Raw genomic sequence first — 22,505 nt, forward strand, 5'->3', positions numbered from 1 at the left:
CCCCGGACATTATTTCGAAGCGGCAAAACCGACCGAGTAATCGGTCTGGTCACCAGTGGCGGTTCTGAACAGGGCGCGGGTAGTTTCGGACGCAACGGCGCGATTCCACGACCCAGGCAACTGTTCAGAGCCCCCATACCGGTGATAAGGGTAATGCAGGCAGGCGACCGGATTGTTTCCGGTGGTAGTCCCGCGTTATGAACGCAAGTCCTACACGATCAAAACGGTAGATACGCATGAATCTTCACGAATATCAGGGGAAGCAGCTGTTCGCTGAGTACGGCCTTCCTGTTTCAAAAGGCTTTGCAGTAGACACTCCCGAAGAAGCAGCTGAAGCCTGCGACAAGATCGGCGGTGACATGTGGGTTGTAAAAGCCCAGGTTCACGCTGGCGGCCGCGGTAAAGCTGGTGGCGTCAAGCTGATCAAGAGCAAAGAGGAAGCCAAGGCATTCGCCGAAAAATGGCTTGGTCAGCGTCTGGTGACCTATCAGACTGATGCCAGTGGTCAGCCGGTCGCGAAGATCCTGGTTGAGTCCTGCACCGATATCGCCCAGGAGCTGTACCTGGGGGCGGTCGTCGACCGCTCCAGCCGTCGTATCGTTTTCATGGCGTCTACTGAAGGTGGCGTGGAAATCGAGAAGGTGGCGGAAGAGACCCCTGAGAAAATCATCAAGGCGATCGTTGATCCCCTGGTCGGTCCGCAGCCTTACCAGGGCCGCGATCTGGCATTCCAGTTGGGCCTGAAGGGCGACCAGATCAAGCAGTTTACCCAGATCTTCGTTGGTCTTGGCAATCTGTTTGCCGACTACGATCTGGCTCTGCTGGAAATCAACCCGCTGGTGATCAAGGAAGACGGTAATCTGCATTGTCTGGATGCGAAGCTGGGTATCGATGGCAACGCCATGTACCGTCAGCCCAAGCTGCGCGCTATGCATGATCCGTCCCAGGACGATCCGCGTGAAGCCCACGCGGCCAAGTTCGAGCTCAACTATGTTGCGCTGGAAGGTAACATTGGCTGCATGGTCAACGGTGCTGGTCTGGCCATGGGCACCATGGACATCGTCAATCACCACGGCGGCAAGCCGGCCAACTTCCTGGATGTGGGCGGCGGCGCGACCAAAGAGCGCGTGACCGAGGCCTTCAAGATCATTCTTTCCGATACCAATGTGAAGGCCGTTCTGGTCAACATTTTTGGCGGCATCGTTCGTTGCGACATGATTGCCGAAGGCATCATCGGCGCGGTGAAGGAAGTCGGTGTAAAGGTACCTGTCGTCGTCCGTCTGGAAGGCAACAACGCTGAACTGGGCGCCAAGGTACTGAAGGAAAGTGGTCTGAACATCATCGCAGCAACCAGTCTGACCGACGCTGCCCAGCAAGTCGTCAAGGCCGCGGAGGGTAAATAATGAGCATCCTGATCAACAAAGACACCAAGGTTATCTGCCAGGGCTTTACTGGCGCACAGGGTACTTTCCACTCTGAGCAAGCGATCGAGTACGGCACCAAGATGGTTGGCGGCGTAACGCCGGGCAAGGGTGGTACCACTCACCTGGGCCTGCCGGTATTCAACACCGTGCGTGAAGCAGTCGAGCAGACTGGCGCCACCGCCAGCGTGATCTATGTACCGGCTCCGTTCTGCAAGGACTCGATCCTGGAAGCGGCCAATGGCGGCATCCAACTGATCGTGTGCATCACCGAAGGCATCCCGACTCTGGACATGCTCGACTGCAAGGTCGTCTGTGATCAGCTGGGTGTGCGCCTGATCGGCCCCAACTGCCCGGGTGTTATCACCCCCGGCGAATGCAAGATCGGCATCATGCCCGGTCACATTCACCAGCCTGGCAAGGTGGGTATCGTTTCCCGCTCCGGCACCCTGACCTATGAAGCGGTCAAGCAGACCACTGATTCCGGTTTTGGTCAGTCTACCTGCGTAGGCATCGGTGGTGACCCGATTCCGGGTTCCAACTTCATCGATATCCTGCAGATGTTCCAGGACGATCCGAAGACCGAAGCGATCGTCATGATCGGCGAGATCGGTGGTAGCGCGGAAGAAGAAGCAGCGGCCTACATCAAGGCCAACGTGACCAAGCCGGTTGTGTCCTACATTGCTGGTGTTACCGCGCCTGCGGGCAAGCGTATGGGTCACGCTGGTGCGATCATTTCCGGTGGCAAGGGTACTGCGGACGAGAAGTTCGCTGCACTGGAAGACGCCGGTGTCAAAACCGTACGTTCGCTGGCAGACATCGGTTCGGCTCTGGCTGAGCTGACTGGCTGGCCACTGAAGTAACGCTTCACTGGCTGTCCAATAGAAACCCTGCTTCGGCAGGGTTTTTTGTGTCTGCTGCCGGAACAAGCGATGCTGGCTATACTGCTAAACACGGTATGCGAATCTATTGTACCGTGCTGATAACTTTGGTTCTGAAAAGGTGCCTGAATGCTTTCGCAACTTTCCCTGCCTGATGCCGGCTCTACATGGCTCAACATGCTTGCTTTTGTCTGGTTTCTGCTGTGCTGGGTGGGCTATACCCATTATGCGCGTCACAGGGCCCGGGATACGGCTTGCCTTGCCAGCGTCCTGCATCTTTATCGCCAGGACTGGATGTCACGGCTGTTGATGCGTGAGCAGCGCATTGCCGATGCCAGCGTAATCGGCAACCTGGAGCGCAACACGGCGTTCTTTGCTTCCAGTACCCTACTAATCCTTGCCGGCATTATTACGGTAATGGGGGCTACTGATCGGGCTCAGAATCTGCTCCATGATATCCCCTTTGTTGCCAACGTCAGTCGACAGATGTCCGAGATGAAGCTACTGGTTATGCTAGGCATCTTCGTCTATGCCTTTTTTACCTTCTCGTGGGGAATGCGCCAATACAACTTTGCCTCGGTGTTGCTTGGATCGGCGCCTCTGGTAGGAGAAAAGCAGGTATCCGAGATAGAGCGCAAGGCCTATGCAGCGAGAGCGGCCACAGTTCTTTCGATGGCAGGGAACGAGTTCAACCTGGGGTTAAGGGCCTACTATTTTGCCTTGGCTGGCCTCACCTGGTTTATCAATCCGCTACTATTCATGCTCACCAGTGCGGGCGTTGTATGGGTGTTATACAAGCGGGAGTTTCATTCGCGGATACTTGCGGCAATGATGTACAGCCCAACGGGTGGCTTGCTGCAGCAGGACAAAGTGGACTAAACGCAGGCAGAGCCAAGAATCGCAACGCAACGAAAGCGTGAAAAAAAATCAAGGCTGATACATAGACGAGAGGCGCGCCAGTGCAGGCGCGCCTCCTACAGCGTCAGAGTGCAAGCTGTAAAAACGCGGATCAGGTCTGCGGGCATCCTGATCGGTCGTGACCTCGCAAGGTCATAGGTGTGATCAGTTCACTGCATCATCGTAGGCTTCGCCCATTTCCTCGCCAGCGTCTTCCATGCCGTCTTCCATTTTCTCGCCAGTGGTACGCTCATTCCCCGTAGCCTCGCGGGCCTTGAGTTCAATGGCTTCGCCGGCTTCTTCAGCGGCATCACCCATTGAGTCTGCGGCTGATTCCATCTTGTCTTCGGGCTCCTGTTCGCACGCGGCCAGTAAACCCAAGCTCGCCAACAAAACCGCTGTCATGGCTATCTTCTTCATTACAATCTCCTTGATTTGAATGTGTGATATTGATTTCACACCTCTGGTTTGGGGGGTACAGTCTGTGAGCTACAGTGTCTCCCTCATATGCGTGAGAAGGCCTGGTAGCCCTGGCTTTCCCCTGTGCTAGCGAGTGAAGCGGGGTCGATTATGCGCGTACCCCCTCAATCTCCAATTTATTCCAACTATTAGTCACATATGTCAGGGAATAGTTCCGTTGCGGTATGGCGGCTACAAAGATTCCCCGCGCTGGAGTCTATGCTGCGTTATGGGTACTATGCCGCCCATTCCCTGTGCTCAGATTGAGAATCCGGATGACTGATATCGAAAAACGTTGCCAAAACTTCCTGTCGGTACTGCGGCATTGCCAATTGCTGGGTATGAGTGTCGAACATGCCGATGAGAAAGGCCTTGTTCTCAAGTTGCCGTATAGCGACTCGATCATTGGCAATCCCGTTACCGGTGTTGTCCACGGGGGTGCGATTACTACCCTCATGGATACCTGTTGCGGGATTTCGACCGTGTGTTTTTTGCCCGACTTCGAGATTTGCCCGACGCTTGATCTGCGCATTGACTACATGCATCCGGCTGAGCCGGGAAAGGATATATTCGGCTTTGCAGAGTGCTATCGACTCAGCCCAACCGTTATTTTTACTCGTGGCATAGCTTATCAGGACGACCGCGAACAGCCGATTGCTCACGTGGTAGGCACCTTTATGCGCATGGGTAGACCGGCCTCCGACGGAACGCTGGCTCGCAGCATCGATGGAGAAAAGGTATGAGCGACCAGCCGGTTCACATAGAACAGTTGATGCGTGAAGGACATGATTCTGGCGACTACGCACCCTTGATCGAAGCCATTCCCTATGCGCGGATGATTGGCCTGGAGCTCAAGCACCTCGGTGAGGAAGTGATTTTTCATCTGCCGATCAGCAAGGACAATATCGGTAACCCGGTCTTGCCTGCGCTGCATGGTGGAGTAATTGCGGGTTTCATGGAGCAGTCGGCCATGCTGCACCTGATGATTGCGATGAACAGTTCTGTTTTCCCCAAGATTATTGATTTTTCAATTGATTATCTGCGTGCAGGACTGTTCAAGGACACTTATGCCACCTGCCAGGTATGGCGTCAGGGGCGGCGAGTGGGTAATGTGGCGATAACGGCTTGGCAAACCCGATCGAGTGAGCCCATTGCGACTGCAAGGGCGCATTTCAAACTGGGTTGACCGGGTAGCTGGTCTTCGAATTTCTGGTCCGGAGCGTCACGTATTCATGCCAGCCTTGTTGATCATCAGCGGTCTTCTCTTGATAGTGCTTGGCTGGCTATGGGTGGCGGTGGCTGCCAGAAAGCTCCCCATTGGTCGCCTTTTGCTGGCAATACTGGCCGCTCCGCTAACATTGATCATGCGTGGCCGTGGATATGCGCGTACGCCGCGGTTGCTCATGTTATCGGGGCTGCTACTGGTTCTTGCTGGCGCTGCCTTGTTGCAGCGCGAGCAACCGGAGCGCTTCGCTCAGTTGCTGGCAGGCGAGTGGGCGACGCCGACCAATAAAGGCGCAGGTATCGAGGGGGAGTTGATGGGCCAGCCTTTCAACCCCGAACGGATCTTCTGGCGCGGCAATGACCTGATCATGGAAGAAGGCCCGCCACAGCGCATACGTCGTGCGCTGACAGTGCGCTTCGACCCTGCCACGCTTCAGGCCGGTCTGCGAACCATCGATCGCTTACCGGGGGATACAGGCCCCTGGCCCGAACTACTGCTGCAGTGGCATACAGGCGCGTTGACCCAGCCGGGCCTGCTCAGGGTTACCGAGGATTACACCCTGAGCCTGGACTTGATACCTCTGCCTGGAGAAGCAGTGCAATTAGGGTTACGTCTGCACCTTCCTACCAAGCCCGCTACGCTGCTCAACGGCGAGGCCAGGCTGACCGCAACACCCGACTGGTTAGCTCGTCTGCAGCAGCCTGCAGCGGTTCCAGCGCCCGCTTCACAGCCCGAATTGACCATTACGCGGCCGCTTCAGGATGTGCAGAACAGCCCGCAATGGCAGGATGTCAGCGTACTGGCGGTGCTGGATGAGCCAGAATTCTTCATTGGTCAGCAACTGCGGCTGACTACCCAGGCTGGACGTCGCTACGAAGGGCGTTTGAAGGCGGTCAGCGATGACCGACGGATAGTGCTGGCGCAGAACAGTGGCGCCAACCAGGTGGATTATCATTTTCGCCCGACGGATGTTGCCCAATTACAAGTTCAGTACAGATCCTCCCGATAGTCGCCCCGACCTTGAAATCCTCGCCAATGTCCCCATTAAAGGCACATCGGCGCGACCCTGCCGTCGCGCGTTTTGCCTGAAGCCTTGCCAGTAAGGTTTCTAATCGATCTATAGGGAGACAACCAAAGATGACTGTGGAAGCCCAGAAGGAAACGCTTGGATTTCAGACCGAGGTCAAGCAGCTGCTGCATCTGATGATCCACTCGATGTATTCGAACAAGGAGATTTTTCTCCGGGAGCTGATTTCCAATGCGTCCGACGCTTCGGACAAACTGCGTTTTGAAGCCATTGCCAAGCCGGAGTTGCTCGAAGAACAGCCAGACACCGTTATCCGGATCAGTTCTGATGAAACGGCCAATACGCTGACAATCGAAGATAACGGCATCGGCATGTCCCGTGACGAAGTCATCGAAAATCTGGGTACCATTGCCAAGTCGGGCACCGCTGCGTTCATGCAGCAGCTCACCGGTGACCAGAAGAAAGATGCCAGTCTGATTGGTCAGTTCGGTGTGGGTTTCTACAGTGCCTTTATCGTTGCCGACAAGGTTGAAGTCTTTACCCGCCGTGCCGGTGCCGACAAGACCCAGGGCGTGCGCTGGGAGTCGGCGGGTGAGGGCGAGTTCACCATCGAGACCGTAGAGAAAGCCGAACGCGGTACCCGTATTGTGCTGCACCTCAAGTCGGCCGAGTCCGAATTCGCCGATGGTTTCCGTTTGCGTAATGTGGTCAAGAAATACTCCGATCATATCTCCCTGCCGATTGAATTGCCCAAGCAGAAACAGGGTGAGGACGAGAGCCAACCGGCCGAGCTGGAATGGGAAACCGTCAACCGTGCCAGTGCGCTCTGGACCCGTCCGCGCACCGAAATCAAGGATGACGAGTACCAGGAGTTCTACAAGCACGTAGCCCACGACTTCGAGAATCCGCTGAGCTGGAGCCACAACAAGGTCGAAGGCAAGCTGGAGTACACCAGCCTGCTGTATGTACCTGCCCGCGCGCCCTTTGACCTGTACCAGCGTGAAGCGCCCCGCGGTCTGAAGTTGTATGTTCAGCGTGTCTTCATCATGGATGAAGCAGAGCAGTTTCTGCCCCTGTATCTGCGCTTCATCAAGGGCGTTGTCGACTCCAACGACCTGTCACTGAACGTATCGCGGGAGATTCTGCAGAAGGATCCGGCCATCGACAGTATGAAGTCGGCGCTGACCAAGCGTGTACTCGACATGCTTGAGAAGTTGGCCAAGAAAGAGCCTGAGCAGTACGCCACTTTCTGGAAGAACTTCGGCAGTGTGATGAAGGAAGGCCCGGCTGAGGACTATTCCAACCGCGAGAAAATCGCCGGCTTGTTGCGCTTCGCCTCGACGCAGCAGAACGATGACTCCGAAGTCGTCAGCCTGGATGCATATATTGAGCGGATGCAGGAAGGCCAGGACAAGATCTACTACCTGACCGGAGAGCGCTACAATCAGGTGAAGAACAGCCCGCACCTGGAGATCTTCCGCAAAAAGGGTATCGAAGTGCTGCTCCTGACTGACCGCATCGACGAGTGGTTGATGAGTCATCTCAACGAGTACAGTGGCAAGGAGTTTGTCGACATTGCCCGTGGCGACCTGGATCTGGGCAAGCTGGATGCCGAAGAAGACAAGCAGGCTCAGGAAGAGGCCGCCAAGGCCAAGGCCGATCTGGTCCAGCGTATCAAGGATGTGCTCAAGGACAGCGTTGATGACGTCAAGGTCTCCCATCGTCTGACTGACTCTCCGGCTGTTCTGGTGGTCACTGAAGACGGCATGGGCCTGCAGATGCGCAAGATACTCGAAGCGACTGGCCAGAAAGCGCCCGAGAGCAAGCCGATCATGGAAATCAATCCGGCGCACCCGCTGTTGGAGAAGCTCGATCAGGAGCAGGATGAGGCGCGCTTTGGCGATCTCAGCCACATCCTGTTTGACCAGGCAGCTCTTGCTGCCGGAGAGAGCTTGCAGGATCCCGGCGCCTACGTGCGTCGCTTGAATGCGCTGCTGGTTGAACTCAGCAAATAGCATTTGGCACTCGTCAAAAAACCCCGTCTGATCACATCAGACGGGGTTTTTTGCTGTCTGGACGGATAACAAATAGTTTTCGACATTATGTGAAAACCTCCATCAGTCGGCCTTCACAGGCTATCCTCTTGCGATGCTTATATTCCGTCCAAGGAACTGACCGATGAAAAAGACGCTCAGCACGCTAATGATTGCTTCTGCCGCAGGTATGGCAGCACACGCCAACGCCGAAATGGTGTCCACGCCTGTCGCCTATGAAATCGGTGGTCAGGCTTACGAGGGTATGCTGGTGTATGACGACTCGGTAGATGACAAACGTCCGGGTTTGCTCATGGTACCCAACTGGATGGGCGTGACCGAAGGCGCCGTAGAGAAAGCCCAGCGTGTGGGTGGCAGTGAATACATAGTCTTTGTTGCCGATATGTACGGCAAAGACATTCGACCGCAAAATGCCGATGAGGCCGGAAAGGCTGCCGGTAGTGTTCGGGCTGACCGGGCAATGATGCGTGATCGGGTCAATGCTGCTCTGGATGTGTTCAAGGCTCAGGCAGATGGAGTCTCGCTGGATGTGGACAATATCGCGGCGATCGGTTTCTGCTTTGGCGGAGGCACGGTACTGGAGTTGGCGCGCTCAGGCACACCAGTGCAGGGTGTGGTTTCGTTCCATGGAAACCTGGATACCCCCGACCCCGAGAATGCCAAGGCTATACGTACCCCGGTGCTGGTCCTGCATGGCGCTGATGATCCCTATGTGCCGCAAGAGCAGGTACAGGCTTTCCAGGAGGAAATGCGCAATGCTGGCGTGGACTGGCAGTTGAACAGCTACGGCGGTGCAGTGCATTCCTTTACAGACCCCACTGCAAAGATGCCTGGCAAGGCCGAGTACAATCCCGTTGTAGCAGAGCGTGCATTCGGCGCAATGCATCGTTTTCTAGCCGAGAGCATGGATAAATAGTTCAAGCGCAGACGAAAACTCCAGGCAACTCAATTAAGACAGGAAATACAGGATGTTGACTCTCAGACAGACAGTGCTGGCGATTCTGACCAGCGTCTGGTCTATGGCCGGTTTTGCCCAGCAGGCGCCCTTGCCGGTGATAGCGGTGAAGGCAGAAACCCGGCAGATCGCCAACCCCATCGAGGCGCTTGGAACACTCAATGCCAATGAGACGGCCGTGGTGAGCGCGAACATTACCGCCACAATCTCACGCATTCGCTTTGAGGATGGCCAGCGAGTCAAGGAAGGCGATGTATTGGTCGAGCTGACTAATCGTGAGCAACTCGCCCAACTGCAGGAGGCCGAAGTCAGCCTAGCCGATGCGGAGCGTCAATTGGCACGGGCCAGGCAACTGGTCGAAAGCCGGGTACTGTCCCGGCAGGAGCTGGATGATCGCACTCGTACCGTGGATATAGCGCGGGCTCAGCTGCAGGCCGTCCAGGCGCGACTGGCAGACAGATTGATTCGCGCACCCTTTGACAGCGTGGTTGGTCTGCGGCAAGTCAGTGTAGGTACTCTGGTGGCCCCGGGTATGCAGGTCGCAACACTGCATGACGACTCTGTTATGAAGCTCGATTTCAGTGTTCCGGAGACGCTGATGGCCCAGATTGCCCCTGGTCAGAAATTGGCGGCAACCAGTCGTGCCTATGGCGATGAGCCTTTCAGGGGTGAAGTGGCCAGTCTCGATAACGAGGTTGACCCGGTTACTCGTTCTATCCGTGTGCGGGCCTTGATTGACAACGCTGACGGCCGGCTCAAGCCAGGCATGTTGATGACCGTCGACCTGCGCAGTGACCCGCGTGATGCGGTCATGATCCCCGAAGAGGCGTTGCTGCCCTTGGGGCGTGATCAATTCGTGATGATTGTCGAAGCGCAGGATGACGGTTTCGTGGCGCGCCGCCAGCAGGTGCAGACTGGGCTCCGGCAGCCAGGCCTGGTTGAGATTGTCGAGGGTCTTGATGGTGGTCAGAGCGTGGTGACGCATGGCAATTTCCGCCTGCAGCCGGGACAGGCGATCAGCATCAAAGCCGAGCTTGAGCCTGGCGAATCTCCCCGGGCCGTGATTTCGGCCGCCCCCTGATCCTCCCCGGAGTCCTGCAATGATTCTTTCTGATACATCGGTCAAGCGGCCGGTATTTGCCAGTGTTCTGGCGCTATTGCTGGTAATCTTCGGCCTCGTTGCGTTCAGCATGTTGCCACTGCGGGAGTATCCCGACATCGACCCGCCGGTCGTCACAGTGGAAACCAACTACCGGGGCGCCGCGGCCAGTGTCGTGGATTCACAGATCACCCAGATCGTTGAAGAGCGAATCGCTGGCGTGGAAGGTGTCGAGTACATCGAGTCCCAGAGCCAGGACGGTCGTTCACAGATCACCATCCGTTTTGCCATCAACAAGGATGTCAATGAGGCCGCCAACGACATACGTGATCGAGTATCGGGCATCCTTGACGACTTGCCCGCCGAGGCCGATCCACCTGAAGTGCAGAAGCTGGATGCCAACCAGGAAGTCATTATCTGGTGGAACCTGACCAGTGAGCGCCTGACCCTGCCGGAACTCACCGATTACGCAGAGCGCTATCTGGTAGACCGTTTCTCCACCCTGGAAGGGGTTGCCCGCGTGCGTGTGGGCGGGTCACAGCGCTATGCGATGCGGGTCTGGCTGGATCGGCAGGCGCTCGCAGCAAGGGACCTTACGGCCTCGGATGTAGAGGCCGCGTTGCGCGCCGAAAACGTCGAGCTGCCAGCCGGTTCGATCGAATCCCGTACACGTCAGTTTACCGCGCGGGTGGCGCGCTCCTTTCAGACCGCCGAGGATTTCGGTCGGCTGGTCATCGCGCGGGGGCCAGATAATTATCTGGTGCGTCTGGGCGATGTGGCGCGGGTTGAGCGCGGCACCGAAGAGGATCGCAACCTGTTTCGCGGCAACACGGTACCTATGGTTGGTATCGGTCTGGAGCGCCAGTCCACGGCCAACACCCTGGAGGTGTCCCGTGTCTCATCGGCTCTGGTAGAAGAGCTCAATGGCACGCTACCCGAGGGCATGCAGATTTTGCCCAGCTTCGACAGCTCGGTATTTATCGAGGGTGCGGTAAAGGAGGTTTACACCACGCTGGGCATTGCGCTGGTGCTGGTGGTGCTATCGATTTTCGTGTTTCTGGGTAGCCCACGGGCCATTCTGATTCCCGCGGTCACAGTTCCGGTGTCAATGACGGCTACCTTTATTGCATTGTTGTTTTTCGGCTTCACGGTCAACCTGCTGACGTTGCTGGCCCTGGTGCTGGCTATCGGCCTGGTAGTCGACGACGCAATCATCGTCCTGGAGAACGTGCGCAGGCGCATTGATGAAGAGGGTGAAACGCCCCTGGTAGCAGCCTACCGGGGGTCGCGCCAGGTAGCTTTTGCAGTAGTTTCTACCACACTCGTTCTGGTGGCCGTGTTTGTGCCGATTGCTTTCCTGCAGGGCGATATAGGTCGGCTTTTCTCCGAGTTTGCGCTGACCATGGCAGCTGCCGTGGCTTTCTCCAGCTTCGTAGCACTGACCCTGTCACCCATGCTGGCCTCCAAGGTATTGAAGTCCCGTGGTAGTGAAAATCGGCTGAGTCGCTGGGTGGACAATACGCTGCTGACCAGCAGACGCCTGTATGCCCGCGTTCTGGTGGTAGTGTTGCGCTGGCGCTGGTTGTCTCTGCTGGGTGTGGTGGCGCTGTTCGGTTTCAGTGGCTGGTTGTTCAGTCAGTTACCGTCGGAATACACACCCCGCGAAGACCGCGGTGCGTTCTTCATTATCGTTAATGGCCCTGAAGGGGCGACCTACGAGTACATGACTGATTACATGGATGAGATCGAATCGCGGATGATGAAGTACGTGGAGGCGGGGGAGGTCACCCGTCTGCTGGTACGCGCACCGCGCTCCTTTGGGACCGTTACCACCTTCAATACCGGCATCGTTATCGTTGTTCTCGAGGACTGGGCGCAGCGACGGGGCGGCTGGGAGATCATGGGCGACGTGCAAAAGGACCTCGCCAACCTCACCGGAGTGCGTGCCTTTCCGGTCATGCGCCAGGGCTTCGCCGGCGGCCAGTCGCAGCCGTTCCAGCTGGTCATAGGTGGTGCCGGAGACTATCAGCAACTAGCGGAATGGCGCGCCACGCTCCTGGAGAAAATAGAAGAAGACAACCCCGGGTTGGTCAATATCGATTCCGACTACAAAGAGACTCAGCCCCAGCTTGAAATAGCTATTGATTACAACAGTGCCGCCGATATGGGTGTCAATATCAGCAATATAGGTCGGACTCTGGAAACCATGCTCGGCTCACGGCGGGTTACGACCTACATCGACGATGGTGAAGAGTACGACGTGATACTTGAGGGCGAGCGCTCCGAACAGCGCAGTGTCAGTTCACTGAGCAATATCTATGTCAGGTCGGATACCACTGGGGAGCTGATACCCTTGTCCAACCTGGTGAGCATTGAAGAGTACGCCGGCTCCACCACCCTCAATCGCTACAATCGCAACCGGGCTATCACTATCGAGGCATCCCTGGCCGACGGTGTTGCACTAGGGGACGCCCTGGATCACGTGGAAGCCTTGGCCCGTGAACATCTTCCCGAAACCCTGGTGATCGATTACAAGGGCCAGTCTCTGGATCTGCGCAAGGCAGGCGGCTCCTTGTTGTTTGTCTTCATACTCGGGTTGTTGGTAGTTTTCCTGGTGCTTGCCGCCCAGTTCGAGAGCTTTGTCCATCCTCTGATCATCATGTTGGGTGTTCCAGTTGCGATCGGCGGCGCGCTTTTCGGCCTGTGGATCACCGATAACAGCCTGAATCTGTATAGCCAGATAGGACTGGTGATGCTCATCGGCCTGGCCGCCAAGAATGGCATTCTGATTGTCGAGTTCGCCAATCAATTGCGCGATGCGGGTCGTTCCTTTGATGATGCCCTGGTAGAGGCCAGCACCCTTCGCTTGCGCCCCATTCTCATGACCGGCGCGACTACCGTGGCGGGCGCAATCCCTCTGGTTATTGCCTTTGGCGCCGGAGCTGAGACGCGCTCGGTCATCGGGATTGTGGTCGTGTCCGGAGTAAGTGTTTCCACGGTGTTGACTCTGTTTGTGATTCCCTTGCTGTACAGCCTGTTGGCCCGCGGCACCAATTCACCGGATGCAGTGCGCCAGAGACTGGAAAAGGAGGAGGCGCAAGCTGATGCGGTGGTCGAGAATGGCCGTTCTTGAGCCCGTAACGCTGTGATATTCATGCTGGTGATGATGCGTGAACAGGCCCGGGAGTCTCTTTGAATTGCCACTCAAACTTCGAGGCTGACGTTGGAGCCTGCATGCTGTGGGCCTTCTAGCGGCAGACGCAACGCAAGCCAACCGACTCTGGCGATTTGTTAGGTTTTTTTTGTAGTGAGTGAAGCTATGCCCATTTTGCAGGAGTGACTGCATAATGGGCACGATACTGACAACGCCCAAGCCGGCGATTGTTGAAAACAATAAAATTCGAGCCCATGGAGTCTGTAATGTCAAAACCCGAACAGCCAGGTTGGCACTGGGGTCCGTTTACCTTTCGCGTGCCGTTCTACCACACACGTTTCTACTGGCAGGAAGCCATGCAGGGGCTATTTGTTGCCGCTGCAACCGGCCTGGCGCTGGTTCCGCTGATGATGGAATTCTTTGGGCTGGGATTTGAAGAAGCCGTTGCCGTCTCGATGATCCACTCCGCGATTATTGCCTCAGCCATCATTGTGTTTGGTGAGCCCTATGCGCCCGGCTGGATCACGCCGGCATTGCCTCTGGTGCTGGCCTATGTGCTGGGTGGCTATGACGATCCGGTCTCTCGCTGGCAGGCAATGACCGCACTGTCGCTCAATTTTGCTGTGTTGTTGTTCTTTCTGGGTATAACCGGCCTGGGCAAGAAGTTCGTACTATGGCTGCCGGACACGCTCAAGGCGGGCATTATTCTGGGCGCTGCGATAGCCGCACTTAAAAGGGTGTTTATCGACGATGCCGAACGCTTTCTCTTGCAGCAACCTATCGCGATTACCCTGGCCTGTGCTGTTTGTCTGATCTTCGCTTTTTCTCTGCCGATGCAGAAACTCAAGTTGAAATACAAGGCATTCGCCATCATTGGTGCGCTTGGCCTGTTGCCAGGCTTTATTATTGCAGCGGTGGTGGGTCCGTTGGTCGGTGAAGTGACCTACGATATCCAGTGGGGCATTCTATTCCCACCGGTAGCTGATGCGTGGGCGCAAATGTCACCCTTCGCAATTGGCTGGCCGAGCCTGGAAATGTTCCTGCAGGGCATCCCCCTGGCCATAATCACCTATGTGATTCTGTTTGGTGACATGGTCACGGGTAATGAAGTCATTCGTGATGGCCTGACCGCCCGGCATGACGAGCATATTGATATCAACCCCACCCGTACGCATTTGTCCGTAGCTATCCGTAATGCGGTAATGGGTATTACTGCACCGTTCTTCCCGACCCAGGGGGCCATGTGGACAGGGGTTCAGGTGATCATCGTGCAGCGCTGGAAGCAGGGCAAGGAGAACATGAATAGTCTCCACAGCGGTCTGGCTTCCTACTATCTGATGGGTATTCCAGTTCTCTTCTTCCTGTTGCCATTGCTCACGGGTCTGCAGCCATTGCTGGGTATCGCGCTCTCGCTGACCCTGGTATTAACCGGCTTCGCCTGTGCCTATGTGGCAATGGCTATTCCGCAGAACAATACTGCCCGGGGTACGGTTGTGCTTATCGGCGCAGCGCTGGCGTTCTTCGAGCCCTGGATAGGCCTGCTGTTCGGTGTGCTTGCCACCATTCTGCTGGTGGGTTGGGACGTTAATCGCGACCCTATTCCGCACGAAGACTGATACAGCAAGCGGCAAGCGGCAGGACTCAAGCCGCAAGCTTCAAGCTTCAAGCGGCAAGTTGTCCGAGTTGTTGAAGTGCTGGGTGTGATGGGTTTGGCTTTCTTGGCTTGAAGCTGGAAGCTAGACCCCTGTTTTGTGTCAGCAGCTGAACTCTCCCACACTCGGACAGCTTCCAGCTTCCAGCTTCCAGCTTCCAGCTTCCAGCTTTTAGCTTGCCGCTTGCCGCTTGAAGCTTGAAGCTTGAAGCTTGCGGCTTGCAGCTTTTACGAAGGAAACCCTGTGCGCCCCAATTCAGATAGCCAATATGCCGGTGGGCCAGTCAACTGGCGGATTATTACCAGTCTGATCCCCTACCTTACCGAGTTCCGGGGCCGTGTAGCGCTGGCGATGGGTTTTCTGTTGCTTGCCAAGCTGGCCGGTGTCGCGGTGCCATGGGCGCTCAAGCTGATTGTCGAGCATTTCGAAGATGCTTCGGATGCCCTGGTGCTTGTTCCTGTGGCCTTGTTGGCAGGCTACGGTTTGCTGCGTTTTGGTTCGGTGTTCTTTTCGGAAATGCGCGATGCGGTATTTGCCCGGGTAGCAGAACGGGCAATGCGTCGAGTGTCACTGCGGGTGTTCGAGCATCTGCACCGGCTGGATCTGGGTTTCCATTTATCTCGGCGCACCGGCGGCCTGGCCCGTGATATCGAGCGTGGTACCAGTGGTATCAGCTTTCTGCTGCGCTTCATGGTCTTCAATATTCTGCCGACATTGCTGGAAATCGGATTGATTGCGGTCATCCTGTTGATCAATTTCAGTCCGATGTACGCATTGACTGTGTTGGGCTCGGTATTGCTGTATGGCGCTTTCTCTATATGGTGCACTGAATGGCGCAACCGCTTTGTTCGCGAAAGTAACAAGCTTGATAACAGTTCCAATACCCGTGCGGTGGACAGCCTGCTCAACTACGAGACCGTAAAGTATTTCGGCAACGAGCGTTTCGAGGCCCGGGAATACGATCACCATCTGGAGGGGTGGGAAGCGGCGCGGATGAAAAACCGCCTGTCCCTGGCAGCCTTGAATTCGGGCCAGGCTTTGATAATTGCGGGTTCGGTAACGCTGATGATGGTGTTGGCCGCCAATCAGGTGGCTGCCGGAGACATGACCCTTGGCGAGTTGGTCATGATCAATGCCTACATGCTCCAGTTGTTCATTCCCCTGGGTTTTCTGGGTTTTATCTACCGTGAAATTCGTGAAGCCCTGACCAATATCGAGCGGCTTTTCGGGTTGCTCGAGGCGCCGGTCAAGGTGGCCGATGCCCCCGATGCGGCCGAGCTTCAGGTGAGCGGGGGAGAGGTCGAGTTTGATAGTGTCAGTCATGCCTATCATGCCGAACGACCCATTTTGCAGGGTGTGAGTCTTCGGGTGCCCGCCGGGCATACTCTAGCCATAGTCGGTCCCAGCGGTGCCGGAAAATCCACTCTGGCAAGATTGCTGTTCCGTTTCTACGATGTTTCCGAGGGTGCGATTCGGATTGATGGACAAGATATCCGTCACGTTACTCAGGACAGCCTGCGCCGCGCAATTGGCGTGGTCCCTCAGGATACGGTGCTGTTTAACGATACTATCGGCTACAACATAGCCTACGGGCGTCCGGATGCCAGCCCAGAGGAAATCTGGCAAGCATTGCGCATGGCGCAACTGGAGGAATTTGTCCGAAGGCTTCCTGATGGCCTCGATACGCAGGTGGGCGAACGTGGCTTGAAGCTGTCTGGAGGTGAAAAGCAACGTATTGCGATAGCCCGCGTGCTGCTCAAGGATCCACCAATACTGATTCTGGACGAGGCAACGTCATCGTTGGATACCCACGCCGAACGACTGATACTGGATGCGCTCAATCTGGTGTCGCGTAAACGCACGACCCTGGCTATTGCCCATCGGCTTTCCACCATTGTGCATGCCGAACGCATACTGGTCCTGGACCAGGGACAAGTGGTAGAGCAGGGCAGTCATGCCCAGTTACTCGCGGCTCAGGGTGCCTATGCCAGACTCTGGGCCGACCAGCAGCGTGAATCTGTCGAAGATGATTCCCCCACAGGTACTTGATAGCCATGCGGCACAGTTAATAGAGAGGAGAAGAGTATGGATACGGTGATTGATCGGTGGCACGCGATCGTGCGAACACAGGATGCTGCAGGGCTGGATACGCTGCTCGCTGATGATGTGGTATTTCATTCGCCGGTGGTGCACACCCCCCAGACCGGCAAGAAAATCACTCGCTTGTACCTGATGGCGGCGATGAAGGTGCTTAACGAGCCGGGTCACTTTGTCTACCTGCGTGAAGTGGTGCAGAACAACCATGCGGTACTGGAATTTCAGACGGAAATTGACGGTGTGACTGTCAACGGTGTAGACATGATCGAGTGGAATGACACTGGTCAGATTACCGACTTCAAGGTCATGGTCAGACCCCTGAAAGCGGTGAATGCGATACATGCAGCAATGGGCCGAATGCTTGAGGCGTTCAAGGCCGGACACTGATAGAGCCTGTTCTGGACAGTGATATGAAAATTATCGGCAAACCCTGAATCATTGATGGCGTCGCTTGATAGCACTTTGGTACATTGGCGGTAATATGGCGTCATAATTTGGTTGGCGTCATTGCCATGCTACCAAAAGCTACTGTTGCAAAGACTGCGGAGTCCAATAATGAAAACTATATCCGCACGCGTGCTCTCGCCCTTGGCGCGGCACCTTGAGAAAGAAACAGGACTGCCCATCGGGAAGTCGCTGTGATCACCCGCGTCATTCTCATCCAGACATACCTTTTCATGCTCGGCTGCGGTCTTGTCGTGCTGGGTATGTTTGCGGGCGGTGATTTTCTACTTCAGTCCGACCCTGGGCTTGCCAGTGTCATGCTGCTACCTGACAGCTCACTCCTGGCAATATTGATTGGTATTCTGCTGCTGGGATGTCTCAGCCGGTCCGTCTGGCTGCAGACTTTGCCAGCGTTAGGTGTTGCAGCGCTGTGCCTTTACACGCTCGCTCACAGCTGGCTTGCTGGGGGGGAGGACCAGGGAGTCTCGGTACTCAGCGGTTTCATGCGTATGCGTAGCGGTCTGGCAATGGTCATGCTGTTGCCTGCACTGGCTATGCTCGTCCGCGGCAATCCGGGCCGCTGGGCCATGCGCGTTACTACGGCAATGATGTTGTTGGTATGCTCATTTCAGATCCTGGGGATGCTCGGGGTCACAGTTATTCCATTCTGGGTCGGATTCAAGTTCTCTGCCAACCTGATGGCAGTGCTCATGACTGGGCTGATCGGTCTGGGCCTACTCGGACAGAGCTTGCTGCCCCCTGATACTTCGCTTTCGTTGTCACGTCTGGGCCTGTTTTTGGGTTTGATCAGTGCGCTCGCCGCCGGAGTTGCCTGGCATCAGACATCCCAGAGTAGTATTCGGCATCTTCAAGCCAGCAGCGAACATCTGCTCGATGCTGCAGAGCAGCATTTGCAGCGTAGCCTCAATGCTCGGATGCGCTTGCTGCAGCGTATGGGCGAGCGCTGGGAGCTACGTGGTGAGCTGCCTTCAAGTGCAGTGTGGGAGCAGGAGGCCTATGGATACCTGCGCGACCATGGGGATCTGAGTCAGATCGCTCTCGTGGACCAGCAATTACGCCCCGTGTTTCTCAAAAGTGCAGTCGGCGGTTCTGCGCCGTCAATTGAACAGATGCTGGCTGATGCGGGGCCGCTGACGCGGCAGCTCAATGGCAGCGGGTTGACCGTGGAGAATCGAGCATTCCTGACGGGTCGACAACCCGAACATGGTGTTCTGATAATGCCGCTAAGACTGGAGGGGCAAGCCTGGCTTCTAACTGCCGGTGTTGCTTTGCGCACTTTGCTCGAAGACGCTCCTACCAGTCATTTGCAGCCTTTTGCGCTGAAGATCGAACGTGCTGGCCATGAACTCTTCGGGCCGCCTGAAAATGGCACGTTAATGCGTATGCATACCCGCACCATCGAGCTGGCGCAAAGCGAGTCGTGGCAATTGCACTCCCTGATCAGCCGCAAATTCGCAATGGATGGCAGCGATGGTCTGGCCGCGGGTGAATTCGTTTTCCTGTTGCTGGTTGGCATGTTGCTGATGGTTACCCAGCGTATGACTAGCCTCGCCATGTATCGCAACCAGCTTCTGCGGCGGCTGACAGGAACACTGCGCAGCAATATGCAGCACCAGGCGGAATTGCACGCGTTCAACGAACAGATCATGCGCCATTCTCTGGATCTACTCTGTGCGCTCGATGCCCAGGGTCGATTCCTGCGGGTCAGTGAATCTGCTGGAATGATTATTGGCCATCAACCCGAGGAGATGCAGGGCCGATCAGTCATGGAGTTTATTGTTTCTGATGATGATGCCCGCACGCTGAGAATGATCAGCAAGATGCATGAGGTCAAAGTGTTGCGTAATTCACGCAACCGCTTCTGGCACAAGGATGGCCGTCAGATTGACATGATGTGGTCTGCAGCCTGGGATTCCGAGTCGGAAACCTTGTTCTGTGTCGGTCGGGATATAAGCACACTGGTTGTAGATGAGCGTTTTGCCCAGGATCAGAAAGAAGTGCTGGGTATGATCTCGGCCCTGCAACCTCTGTCGCAGATTCTCGACGCAGTATGCCAGATGGTCGAGAGGCGTTTGCCGGGCTGCCGTGCGTCCGTAACCATGGTTCGTGCCGAATCCGGCACTCTTGCAGTGCTGAGTGCGCCAAGCCTGCCAGATGAATACCGTTTGATCGTTGATGGCATTGCCCTGGAGGAAGGATCCTGCGCCTGCGCCACTGCGGCCTGGAGGGGTGAAGCAATACGCGTCGATGACGTCGCAGAATCGGAGCTCTGGGCCAACTATCGCGAGGTGGCTCTGAAGGCTGGATTGCGCTCGTGCTGGTGTATGCCAATGATGAGCAAGGACAATTCGGTGCTGGGGACCTTATCGCTTTACAGTGATGAAGTCGGGCTGCTTGGCGTCGATCCAAAAGTCATGCTGGCGTGCACGCAACTGGCAGCTCTTGCTCTTGAGCGTGAGCAGGACCAGTCTCGACTGATGACTAGCGAGCAACGCTATCGCTCGCTGTTTACCCACAACCCTGATGCGGTATTTTCCTTCGATCGTACGGGTGCTTTTACCAGCATGAATGCCGCGGGCCTTGCGCTGACAGGCATGAATCTGGAGAGCCTCTTGGGTGTCCACTTCAGTGGCATCGTAGCGCCGCAGGAGCTGCCAGCATCGCTGCAGTATTTTGACCGCAGCCTGGCGGGCGAGCCCCTGCGTTATGAAACTCGGCTGCTCAGTGAGAGTGGAGAACTGCTCGAGTTGGATATTTCCACGCTGCCGGTGGTTGTTGACGGCGAAGTAGTAGGTGTATTTGGTATCGCAAAGGATCTGCGCGACATCAAGGCCGCTCGATATGACCTGGAGCGGCAATTGGGATTCACTCAAGCGGTCACCGACAGCCTGCAGGAGGGGTTGATCGCTATCAACGTACGGGGCGTCATTGGTTTTGCCAATCCTGCGGCACTGGCGTTGTTGGGAATCTCTGCGGGCAGGGAAATGGCGCTGTTGTCAGAAGTCGCGCCACTTGACCCGGAGAGTTGGGAGCAACTGACAGATGCTGGTCTGAACGGGGAGTTCGAACAGCGAGTCGGGCAAGACATAAGGCATTTTGCCTACCGCGCCGTGCCGCTCCGCGGGCGAGATGACAGTGATGGCTGGGTGATCACACTTCGCGACCGCACGGCCGAACTCGAGGCCGGTCAGGCTCTGGCCGAAAGGGACCAGTTTTTCAGTCTGTCCCTGGACATGTTCTGCATGATCAGCCTCAAAGGCTTATTCGTGCAGTTAAATCCGGCGATGATCAAGGCACTGGGTTACCGCCCGGGCGAAATTATCGATCAGCCGTACATGGATTTTCTGATTGCGGCTGACCGCCCCAAGGCGGAGGTCGCGATAAACCGGCTGGCTCGAGGTGAGCGCGTGGCACATCTGGACTTGCGGGTCAGAAACGCCTCGGGCGCAGTGATGATGCTGGAACTGAATGCCGCTCTCGGCGATGACCGGGTGATTTACGTGGTTGCCCGTGATGTAACCGAACAGCGGGCAATGGACCGGGTGTTTGAACAGCATCGCGTCATGTTTGAAATTGCTGGCAGCATTGCCCGCATCGGGGGCTGGATAATCGACCTGCAGACTAGCAAAGTCGTATTGTCCGACGAAGTGTGCGCTATCCACCAATTGCCTTTTGGCAGCGTCATTGACATAGAGCGAGTAGTTGACCTGTACGCACCCGAATATCACAGGGCACTGCGTGAAAAGCTCAAGCACTGCATGCAGAGCGGAATACCCTACGAGCTGCGCTGTGAGGCGCTTAACGCCTCTGGCGAGCGCATCTGGGTACGCCTTATGGCCAAGGCTCTGCATGGCAGCGACGGTAAGATTTCCCACGTACAGGGTGCGGTGCAGGACATCAGTGATTCAGTGCAGGCCGAGAACGAGCTCAAGCGGTTGGCAGCCCGGATGCGCAGCACCCTCGATAGCATTACTGATGCCTTCTACTCAGTTGATTTCACGTGGCGGTTTACCTACGTCAATCCGCGCGCCGAAAGCCTGTTGGAACATACAGCCGAAGAGCTACTGGGGAACAATTTATGGGAGACGTTTCCTGAAGCCCGTACCTCGGACATATATCAGTATTACCACCAGGCGGTTGAAACCGGCCAGAGTCAACACTTCGAGATCTACTATCGGTATCTCAAACGCTGGTTCGAAATCAGCGCTTATCCATTCGATGAGGGTGTGTCGGTATTCTTTCGCGATATAAGCGAACGCAAACAGGGTGAAGAACGACTGCGTGCAGCCATGGTTGAGTTGGAACGCAGCAACCGGGAATTGCAGGATTTTGCCTTTATTGCTTCCCATGATCTGCAAGAGCCTCTGCGCAAGGTGCAGGCATTCGGCGAGCGCTTGGAAAAGCGTTCCGAGCAGCTTGATGACACCGGCAAAGACTATCTGCAGCGCATGCGACAGGCATCCGGGCGTATGCAAAACCTGATTCAGGATCTGCTCAGCTACTCGCGCGTGACGACTCAGGGCGGAGCCCTGCAGCCGGTATCGCTGGACAGGGTCCTCGATGGTGTTCTGCTCGATCTGGAAGCGGCAATTGAAAGTAGTGGTGGGGTCATCGAGCGCCAACCTCTGGCGCGGGTGCAGGGCGACGGTCGGCAGCTCGGACAAATGCTGCAGAACCTGCTCAGCAACGCCTTGAAATTTCACCGCGAGGGCGAGCCTGCACGGATCAAGGTGTATGGCGAAGCCGGGGACAATGGTAGCTGGACGCTATGTGTTGCCGACAATGGCATCGGCTTTGACGAGAAATACCTGGATCGGATCTTTAACCCTTTTCAGCGGCTGCACGACCGCCAGCAATTCAGTGGTACCGGCATAGGTCTGGCAATTGTGCGCAAGATCGCCGAGCGACATCAGGCGGAAATTACCGCACATAGTCGGCCGGGGGTCGGCAGTATCTTCCGGGTCAGTTTCCGGTCGGAGGACGTTCTGAATGTTGGCGACGAGCAGTCGCCCGATGCAGGAAGGGTATCTTGAGCGCCGTTGCATACCAGTTCCGTGCGAGGAATGTCGGGGCTGAGCCAGCGGACGTCTACACTAAGAGTTTAACGGGCCTTGGAGCT

General features: G+C 56.2%; 15 protein-coding genes. 14 read left to right on the forward strand and 1 reads right to left on the reverse strand.

Annotated features, from left to right (window positions below; translation table 11 throughout):
* Positions 1 to 236: 236 nt before the first annotated feature.
* From sucC to IEV54_RS03685, 3 genes are all read left to right on the forward strand, one after another.
* Positions 237 to 1,403: an ADP-forming succinate--CoA ligase subunit beta gene (gene sucC / locus IEV54_RS03675; RefSeq protein ID WP_150277187.1), complete on the forward strand. Its 1,167-nt coding sequence runs from the start codon at positions 237 to 239 to the stop codon at positions 1,401 to 1,403.
* On the forward strand, positions 1,403 to 2,284 hold the full coding sequence (gene sucD / locus IEV54_RS03680; RefSeq protein WP_150277186.1) for a succinate--CoA ligase subunit alpha: 882 nt from the start codon (positions 1,403 to 1,405) through the stop codon (positions 2,282 to 2,284). The genes sucC and sucD overlap by 1 nt, the downstream gene beginning before the upstream one ends.
* Positions 2,285 to 2,431: 147 nt before the next feature.
* On the forward strand, positions 2,432 to 3,181 hold the full coding sequence (locus IEV54_RS03685) for a DUF599 domain-containing protein (RefSeq protein ID WP_150277185.1): 750 nt from the start codon (positions 2,432 to 2,434) through the stop codon (positions 3,179 to 3,181).
* A gap of 183 nt (positions 3,182 to 3,364) precedes the next feature.
* Here the strand turns inward: IEV54_RS03685 and IEV54_RS03690 are convergent, their stop codons facing one another.
* A complete protein-coding gene (locus IEV54_RS03690) occupies positions 3,365 to 3,619 on the reverse strand; it encodes a hypothetical protein (protein ID WP_150277184.1) in 255 nt (84 codons plus the stop codon).
* Between the two features lie 314 nt (positions 3,620 to 3,933).
* Between IEV54_RS03690 and IEV54_RS03695 the strand changes: the two genes are divergently transcribed.
* From IEV54_RS03695 to IEV54_RS03745, 11 genes are all read left to right on the forward strand, one after another.
* On the forward strand, positions 3,934 to 4,401 hold the full coding sequence (locus IEV54_RS03695; protein ID WP_150277183.1) for a PaaI family thioesterase: 468 nt from the start codon (positions 3,934 to 3,936) through the stop codon (positions 4,399 to 4,401).
* Positions 4,398 to 4,844, forward strand: a complete 447-nt coding sequence (locus IEV54_RS03700; RefSeq protein WP_150277182.1) for a PaaI family thioesterase — start codon at positions 4,398 to 4,400, stop codon at positions 4,842 to 4,844. The genes IEV54_RS03695 and IEV54_RS03700 overlap by 4 nt, the downstream gene beginning before the upstream one ends.
* A gap of 46 nt (positions 4,845 to 4,890) precedes the next feature.
* Entirely contained in the window at positions 4,891 to 5,892 is a 1,002-nt protein-coding gene (locus IEV54_RS03705) for a hypothetical protein (protein WP_150277181.1), read from the forward strand.
* 128 nt (positions 5,893 to 6,020) lie between these two features.
* On the forward strand, positions 6,021 to 7,925 hold the full coding sequence (gene htpG / locus IEV54_RS03710) for a molecular chaperone HtpG (RefSeq protein ID WP_150277180.1): 1,905 nt from the start codon (positions 6,021 to 6,023) through the stop codon (positions 7,923 to 7,925).
* Positions 7,926 to 8,112: 187 nt separating this feature from the next.
* Positions 8,113 to 8,880 (forward strand): dienelactone hydrolase family protein, encoded by a 768-nt coding sequence (locus tag IEV54_RS03715; protein ID WP_373286419.1) that lies wholly within the window; start codon positions 8,113 to 8,115, stop codon positions 8,878 to 8,880.
* A 52-nt stretch (positions 8,881 to 8,932) separates the two neighbouring features.
* Entirely contained in the window at positions 8,933 to 10,000 is a 1,068-nt protein-coding gene (locus tag IEV54_RS03720) for an efflux RND transporter periplasmic adaptor subunit (protein ID WP_150277178.1), read from the forward strand.
* Between the two features lie 19 nt (positions 10,001 to 10,019).
* Entirely contained in the window at positions 10,020 to 13,151 is a 3,132-nt protein-coding gene (locus IEV54_RS03725; protein WP_150277177.1) for an efflux RND transporter permease subunit, read from the forward strand.
* Between the two features lie 287 nt (positions 13,152 to 13,438).
* Complete coding sequence (locus IEV54_RS03730; protein ID WP_150277176.1) at positions 13,439 to 14,788, forward strand: hypothetical protein; 1,350 nt, start codon at positions 13,439 to 13,441, stop codon at positions 14,786 to 14,788.
* Positions 14,789 to 15,067: 279 nt separating this feature from the next.
* The gene (locus tag IEV54_RS03735; RefSeq protein ID WP_150277175.1) at positions 15,068 to 16,873 is read left to right on the forward strand and encodes an ABCB family ABC transporter ATP-binding protein/permease; all 1,806 of its coding nucleotides are present in this window, start codon (positions 15,068 to 15,070) and stop codon (positions 16,871 to 16,873) included.
* 36 nt (positions 16,874 to 16,909) lie between these two features.
* Positions 16,910 to 17,308, forward strand: a complete 399-nt coding sequence (locus tag IEV54_RS03740) for a nuclear transport factor 2 family protein (RefSeq protein WP_150277174.1) — start codon at positions 16,910 to 16,912, stop codon at positions 17,306 to 17,308.
* Between the two features lie 251 nt (positions 17,309 to 17,559).
* The gene (locus IEV54_RS03745) at positions 17,560 to 22,419 is read left to right on the forward strand and encodes a PAS domain S-box protein (protein WP_150277173.1); all 4,860 of its coding nucleotides are present in this window, start codon (positions 17,560 to 17,562) and stop codon (positions 22,417 to 22,419) included.
* The last annotated feature ends 86 nt before the right edge of the window (positions 22,420 to 22,505 follow it).

Origin of the sequence: Halopseudomonas salina (assembly GCF_014637955.1) — a bacterium.
Taxonomy (GTDB): domain Bacteria; phylum Pseudomonadota; class Gammaproteobacteria; order Pseudomonadales; family Pseudomonadaceae; genus Halopseudomonas; species Halopseudomonas salina.